General features: G+C 49.9%; 5 protein-coding genes. 2 read left to right on the plus strand and 3 right to left on the minus strand.

The window, feature by feature from the left end; all coding sequences use genetic code 11:
• Positions 1–46 precede the first annotated feature (46 nt).
• Both HMPREF9141_RS08610 and HMPREF9141_RS08615 read right to left on the minus strand, forming a co-directional pair.
• Entirely contained in the window at positions 47–772 is a 726-nt protein-coding gene (locus HMPREF9141_RS08610) for a nitroreductase family protein (protein ID WP_007368306.1), read from the minus strand.
• 233 nt (positions 773–1,005) lie between these two features.
• Positions 1,006–2,511 (minus strand): glutamine synthetase family protein, encoded by a 1,506-nt coding sequence (locus tag HMPREF9141_RS08615; RefSeq protein ID WP_007368307.1) that lies wholly within the window; start codon positions 2,509–2,511, stop codon positions 1,006–1,008.
• A gap of 215 nt (positions 2,512–2,726) precedes the next feature.
• On the opposite strand from HMPREF9141_RS08615, the gene HMPREF9141_RS08620 reads away from it, so the two are divergent.
• Together HMPREF9141_RS08620 and HMPREF9141_RS08625 are read left to right on the plus strand one after the other, a co-directional pair.
• On the plus strand, positions 2,727–3,275 hold the full coding sequence (locus HMPREF9141_RS08620; protein WP_007368308.1) for a GNAT family N-acetyltransferase: 549 nt from the start codon (positions 2,727–2,729) through the stop codon (positions 3,273–3,275).
• Between the two features lie 118 nt (positions 3,276–3,393).
• Positions 3,394–3,921: a hypothetical protein gene (locus tag HMPREF9141_RS08625; RefSeq protein ID WP_007368309.1), complete on the plus strand. Its 528-nt coding sequence runs from the start codon at positions 3,394–3,396 to the stop codon at positions 3,919–3,921.
• 395 nt (positions 3,922–4,316) lie between these two features.
• On the opposite strand, the gene HMPREF9141_RS08630 is transcribed toward HMPREF9141_RS08625, so the two are convergent.
• A partial coding sequence (locus HMPREF9141_RS08630) for an outer membrane beta-barrel family protein (protein WP_007368310.1) occupies positions 4,317–6,476 on the minus strand: 2,160 nt, incomplete at its 5' end.

Raw genomic sequence — 6,476 nt, forward strand, 5'->3', positions numbered from 1 at the left:
ATAAAAACTTCTCTCCCCCTTTATAAAGGCAGACAGGGTCTGAAGCCTAAACCGTATGGTAAGTTTCTTCAAATGGACGGCGGTAACGTTCGCCCCAGACACCGTCCGGCATACGGATACCACAGGTAATGACCATGTTGATTTCCGTATCATAAGGCAGATGCAGAGCCTTTTTCACCAGCCGGCTGTCAAACCCTTCAAGCGGACACGTATCATATCCGGCCTCACTCATTGCCAGCATGAAGGTCTGGGCAGCCAGGGCACAGCTCTTGTGTACGCTGACACGTATGTCTCCTTCGCTCACCTGCCGCATTATCGGCCGGAACAGACCTATGGACTGTGCCAGGGCTTTGCGGAAAAGTCCCAGCAGACCGAAGAAGCGCGAATAGACAAAGGGGATCAGCTTCGTATAATACAGTTCCTGCTTCCTGATGCGTCTCTCCTGTTTGCCGGCCGGACTGTTGCTTCTGACATTGTCCTTCTCAAATGCAAGTACCGCCTGTGCGTGCTGCCTGTATTGGTCCTGTCGGGTGACGAAGACGACTGTCTGCTGTGCCGAACGTGCTGTCAGCTGGTCCAGACAGGCATGAGACAATTTCTCCAATACATTCCTGTCCGTGACATGATAAGCTTCCCAAAGCTGCATATTAGAACTTGTCGGGGCTAAGGTGGCCTGTTCTATACACCTCTTTACAACCGCATTGTCGAGCGGTTTGTCCGGGTCGAAATGCCTGACAGCTCTTCTGTGGTTTAAGATTTCCAGTAAACTCATAATTTCTCAATAAACTTTAATCCGTATAAGCCTTTTTGTTAAGAACGCAAAGTGTATGCCAACTTCAAACATTAATTTATTTAGAGAACCTATCTACATACGGGAGCTTTATCGGTACATTATGTCTAATGAATAAGGGGATAAGGGAATAAGGAGGAGGTGAAAGAAAAATCCCAGGCAACGCTTCTGTTGCCTGGGATTCGTTATAAAGGATAGGACTTGTCTTTCTGAGTTTATCCGCAATGGAAGTACTGGCGGACGAGCTGCTCCATCATCATCTCCTTGCCTTCGATTTCCTGACGCAGTGTGCGGTCGTTGAAGGCACGGAGCTGCTTGATGATGCCGTCGATCATGGCCGGAGAGAAAACATCGTACTCCTCGTAGACCTTGCGCTGACGCTCCAGACAGTCGGCTGACGCAGCACAGCTGTCAGGCAGCTGGGCCAGTGTGGCGTAACGCTCGGCATTCTTCGGGTCGTGGATGTCGCCGTCAGCAAAGGTACGCTCGGCTTCAGCCTCTGCATTCGCCATCTCGAAGCCATGGCGGCAGGCAACACAAAGACCGGCCAGCAGCTGGTAGATGTCTGCCGAAGCATCCGGCGACCGCATCTCTACGGTCTGCTTGCCTGAGTAGTCGCGTGCTGTGAGCGGTTCTGTCTCATTTGCCTTGTGGCACATATCCTCGCCGGAAGTCCAGCCCAGTGGCACACGTACCAGTACCGAACGGTTGCTCATGCCCCAGCAGACATTTGTCGGAGCCTCCTGGTGTGGAACGAGACGGAAGTAAGAGGTCGGATTCTTGTTGCCGAAAGCCGTGATGCTCTCTGCCAGATCCATCATACCGGCGATGGCACGGCGAGCATCAACAGACAGCTTCCCATGGTCGAGCATCATGTTCTTTCCGTCCTTCATGATACGCATGTGGATGTGCATACCCGAACCGGCTTTGCCCACGGTAATCTTCGGTGCGAAAGTAACATCAAGTCCCTCTTCATAGCCCAGGCTGCGGATAATCCATTTGGCAAGGAGCAGCTGCTCCGCACATTCATTGGCAGCAACAGGCAGGAACTCGATTTCGTTCTGCTCGTAGCAGCGACCGTTCTCAACGAAGTTGCCCACCTCGGAATGCCCGTACTTGATCTTGCCGCCGCACTCGGCAATCAGCTGCATGGCACGCATACGGAAGTCATTGCTTTTAGCAAAGGGAGAACTCTCGTGGTAGCCGTGCTGGTCGTCGGCAGGGAAAACGCCCTCATCGTCGCGGATCACATAGTATTCCAGTTCGCCCATGGCATGGAATTCCATGCCTGTCACCTTCCTGAAGGCAGCCATGGCCTTGTGAAGCGTATATTCCGGGGAAGATGCCAGCGGATTGCCGTCACGGTCGAAGAACGAACAGAGCATGCAGAGCGTAGGAATCTCAGAGAACGGATCAACGAATGCCGTCGAGAAACGCGGCATGACATAAAGGTCGCTGCTGGCTGCGGCGATGAAGCTGAAGAGGGAAGACCCGTCGACGCGTTCACCGTTGGTAAGGATGGTCTCCAGATATTCCGGTGTGTGCAGCATGAAGTTCAAGGTCTTCAGCCGTCCGTCACCGGCAGGATACATGAAGTTGACCATCCGGATGTTCAGGTCGCTGACAACCTGTTTGATGTCCTCCTTCGTAAACTTGTGTGCGTCTTTGCCCAAGTGTGCTTCCAGTCTGTTGGCTGAATGCTTGAAAAGGTTATTTTCCATTGTTATAGGTTTTTAGAAATTAGTATTCGATTCTGTGGGCAAAAATACACATTAATTTTATCATTCGCAATTATTTCGCATACTATTTTTCATACTTTTCCTTTCGTCCGCTTCCCTGCTTCTGACTTTTTGTATGATATTTAAGCATTATTGGGACTTAATGTTAGATATTTCTTTGTACTTTTGCATTGCAACCAGATTAAAGAGGAATCCTTATGACAAAAGAAAGTGCTGTGAAACTGCCCGCCGGCCGTACTGTCCGCAGAGCTGTGAAGGATGATCTTCCACTTGTGATGCGGCTCATACAGCAGGGCAGGGCGAAGATGATTGCTGCCGGCAATCCTCACCAGTGGCCGCCCGCATATCCGCCGGTGGAGAAGATCGCAGAGGACATCGCGCGGGGCAGCTCTTACCTGTTGTATGAAGACGGTCTTCCTGTTGCCACGTTCGCTTTCCTTCCCGGTCCCGATCCTACCTATTCTCATATAGAGGGTGGCAGCTGGCTTGACGACCGACCTTATCATGTCATCCATCGTGTGGCTTCGGTAGAAGGAGTCCATGGTGTCATGGCAGACATCGTCAGCTACTGTTCCGCCTTCACCTCCTCCATCCGTGTCGACACTCATGCCGACAACCGGCCTATGCAGGCTGCCCTTTCCCGCCTCGGCTTTGTTTACTGCGGTGTGATCCGTCTGGAAAACGGTGACGGCCGGCGGGCTTATCAACGGATATGCGTACAGATGGAAAAGAGCTGTTGCGTATGATGATGTCCGTCCTCCGGGATAGAATCTCTTGTCGGTAGGGAAACAGAAGGATGACTTTGCTGGAAGAACCGCTGGAATGTCAGAGACGTTATGACGCTGCCGGTGAGCTGTTATATGTATGATTGATTTCACTGCTATTATACTGTTTTGCCTGCTCGCCCTTGGTGTATCGTTTCGGGTGGGTGACAGGAAGAAGTATGAGAAAAAGGAAGGCGCAACAGGTTTAGAGGCTGTTTGCAAAAAGAACCGGCACGTCTTATTCTTGCAGTCCCTGCGTGTATCGGCTTTCGCTTTTATGACATTCTTCTTGTTCATAACGATGCTCATCTTTCATGAAGAGGACGCCCCGGGCGAAGCCTTCTCGTGGTTAATCGGGTTTATGGTCGTTGCCTGGTTCATCTCAATACCCATCGCCATTGTCTACGCCGGCGATGGTGGCATGGAGGTTGACTGCAAAATATACGATAAACCACTCACCGACTCGTTTGTGCAGGAGCCGGAAAGCCGTCCCGACCTTGCTGTCTACAACCGCAATGCCGTATTCAGCTGCATGGGATTCACAAGCGACCGTTCTGTTTTCCCTGGAAAAGAATCATTTTTGGAGAAGCGTGCCAAGTCAAAGCATAAGCAGTTTGTCACAAGGTAGCACGGACACGGATATGATGGGTTCAGATTGCCTGTAAAATACGTACAGGAAAACGCCCTCATCAGCCCGCAGTGATGAAAAATCAGCGGACGGATGAGGGCGTTCTACGTGAGACTGTTTCTGAATAGTGAGGGTGTTTTGTCAAGCAGCAGATTACAGGATGACAACTTGTCTGTTATTTTACAACACATACCTTAAATGGATGAAAAGCATAACCAAGGATATGTCCCGTCATTCTGACAAGGGCATCAGGCATTGTTTTTATAAGATTGTTGCTGATATTAATTTAGAAACGCCCGCATTTCCAAAAGATGTACTTTCTTGGCAAGAAGGCAGTCAAGACTTAGAGCTGTCGCCGTTAATCATTGGTATGTTACTTCTAAAGCCTGATTGTTTTACAGTCGGCTCTTCTCGGCATTGCCTGCACCCGTTCCCTTGTACTTGCTTCGCTTTGCATTGAAGTTATAGGTAACGGTCAGTGAAACAGAACGGGAATAGGTGTTGCAGTCCTTGTCCATCGTGGTGCCATAACCGTTAAGCCCCCATCGTTCCCGCATGGATTCGAAGATGTCGTTTGCAGAAAGGGAAAGTATGAGGCGTTCGTTGTAGAATGACTTGCGTAAAGCCAGGTTCAGACTTGCAAAGCCGTTTGCCTCTTGAAAGCCTTGGTAAATTCTTGTACGTGTCCAGAAATTCACTCTGCCCATGAATGTCTTGGAGAATGCGAACTGGTTGAGCAATGAGAATGTTACCGTAGGCTTGTTCTTCACCAGCGAACCATCATCATTCGGTGCATGGAAGTTCTGCTGCAGATAGCTTACTTCTGCCGTAGGCTGATACCATTTGAACTTAGGCGAGGCGACGACAGAGGCATAGTACAGCTCTGAATGGTCATAGTTGTAGACTGCAGCAAAGGAGACAGCCTTGTTCTGGTATAATCCATGTGTCCATATCATCGCATTCTTGTAGTATTTATAGCCGGCAGAAAGGTTCAGCCAACCATATACTCCATTTACTTCTATGTTGTGTATCTGCTCCGGGCGCAGTTCCGGGTTGCCTCCTTCATAGCCGTAGCGGTTGTTGTATTGTACGAAATTGCGCAGGGAACGGTAGCTCGGACGGTTGATCTTATTGCTGTAATTAAGCTGGAGCGACCACTTCCCGCTGTTCCATGACAGTGAAGCGGAAGGGAAGAAGTTGCTGTAACGCCGGCTGGCATCGTCTTGTTTAGTCCCGAAGGAGTAATAGTCTGACACTACATGCTCGTATCTTAGTCCTGCACTAAGGGAGAACTTGCCCAAAGGAAGGCTGTAATCTGCAAAAACAGCCCGGTTTCTTTCCTTGATGTCAGTTTCCGATGATGCAACAATCTGCTCTTTATTGGTGAAGTTTCCCCAGGAGTTGGTATAGCTGAACTCCGTTCCCCAGTTCAGATTACCACGCCATAGCGGATATTCAAAGACGAGTTTTCCTGCCCAGAGATGACTGAGCTGGTTGCCTGAAGAATGTACCTCACGGTTGGAAAGCTGGTCGGAGTGCTCTGTCTGGGCATGGTTTTCCTTAAACCTCATGGCTACATAGGATGCGTTGAAGTCTATTCCGAGTTTTCCGAGTCTGCCAACATAATACACATCAGCCTGATGACGGGCAGGAGTACGTATCTCGACATTCCCTTTCTGTGTTATCGTTCCTTCTGACATGCCGTTTTTGTAGATATTCTGAACACCATCCATTGTTCCGTCCATGCGGTAATTGGTGTAGAAACGGTAAGAGGCACCGATTGAGTTGCTGTCGTTGAAGAAGTAAGAAGTACCAATGCGTTCGGAAAGGGCATTGTGCCTGCCCTTGTAGTTGATGTGCTGGCGAATATCAACATCGTCTTCGTTTGTGTGTATCTGGGAGTGAAGGTCGTTGTTCTCCTGCTGTAGATAGTTCATCCAGTAGAGGCTGTTGAACAGCTCCAGACGCTTTGTCCGATAAGTCAGTTGGGTCGATTCCGATCCAGTCCACCATCCATTGTATTCCACATTGGCATCATTACGGAAGCTGAAGCCTTCATCCTGCCGACGAATGGTCTTGATGCGGATGACGGACTGTACCTGTGCATCATATTGTGCACCAGGGCTTGTAATTACATCCACACTCTTGATGTTGTCAGACTTGAGTTCCGTCAGTTCCTTCATGTCACTTATCTTGCGGTTGTTGATATAGATAAGCGGTGTTCCCTTGGCAAAGACCTGCACACTGTTGCCGCTTGTCGTCACACGGGGAAGCTGTGCCAGTACGTCCATGGCACTACCCATCTTTGCCAACAGTGAGTGTTCAATGTCGATCGTCATGCCTCCCCGTGTCATCTTGTATTGTGGTCGGACGGTCTTGACGGTCACTCCTTTCAGCTGTAAGGCATCGGGTGCAAGCTGGACAGTGCCTGCATTCTCGGTTGAGAAGGTTCGGTAAACGGTCTTGTAGCCCACGTAGCTGATGCGTGCAATGACCTTTGCCGGCTCGTAAGGCACTACGAACACACCGCTTTCATTGCTCACTCCACCAGCAAC

The organism is Prevotella multiformis DSM 16608 (assembly GCF_000191065.1).
In the GTDB taxonomy this organism is placed as follows: Bacteria; Bacteroidota; Bacteroidia; order Bacteroidales; family Bacteroidaceae; genus Prevotella; species Prevotella multiformis.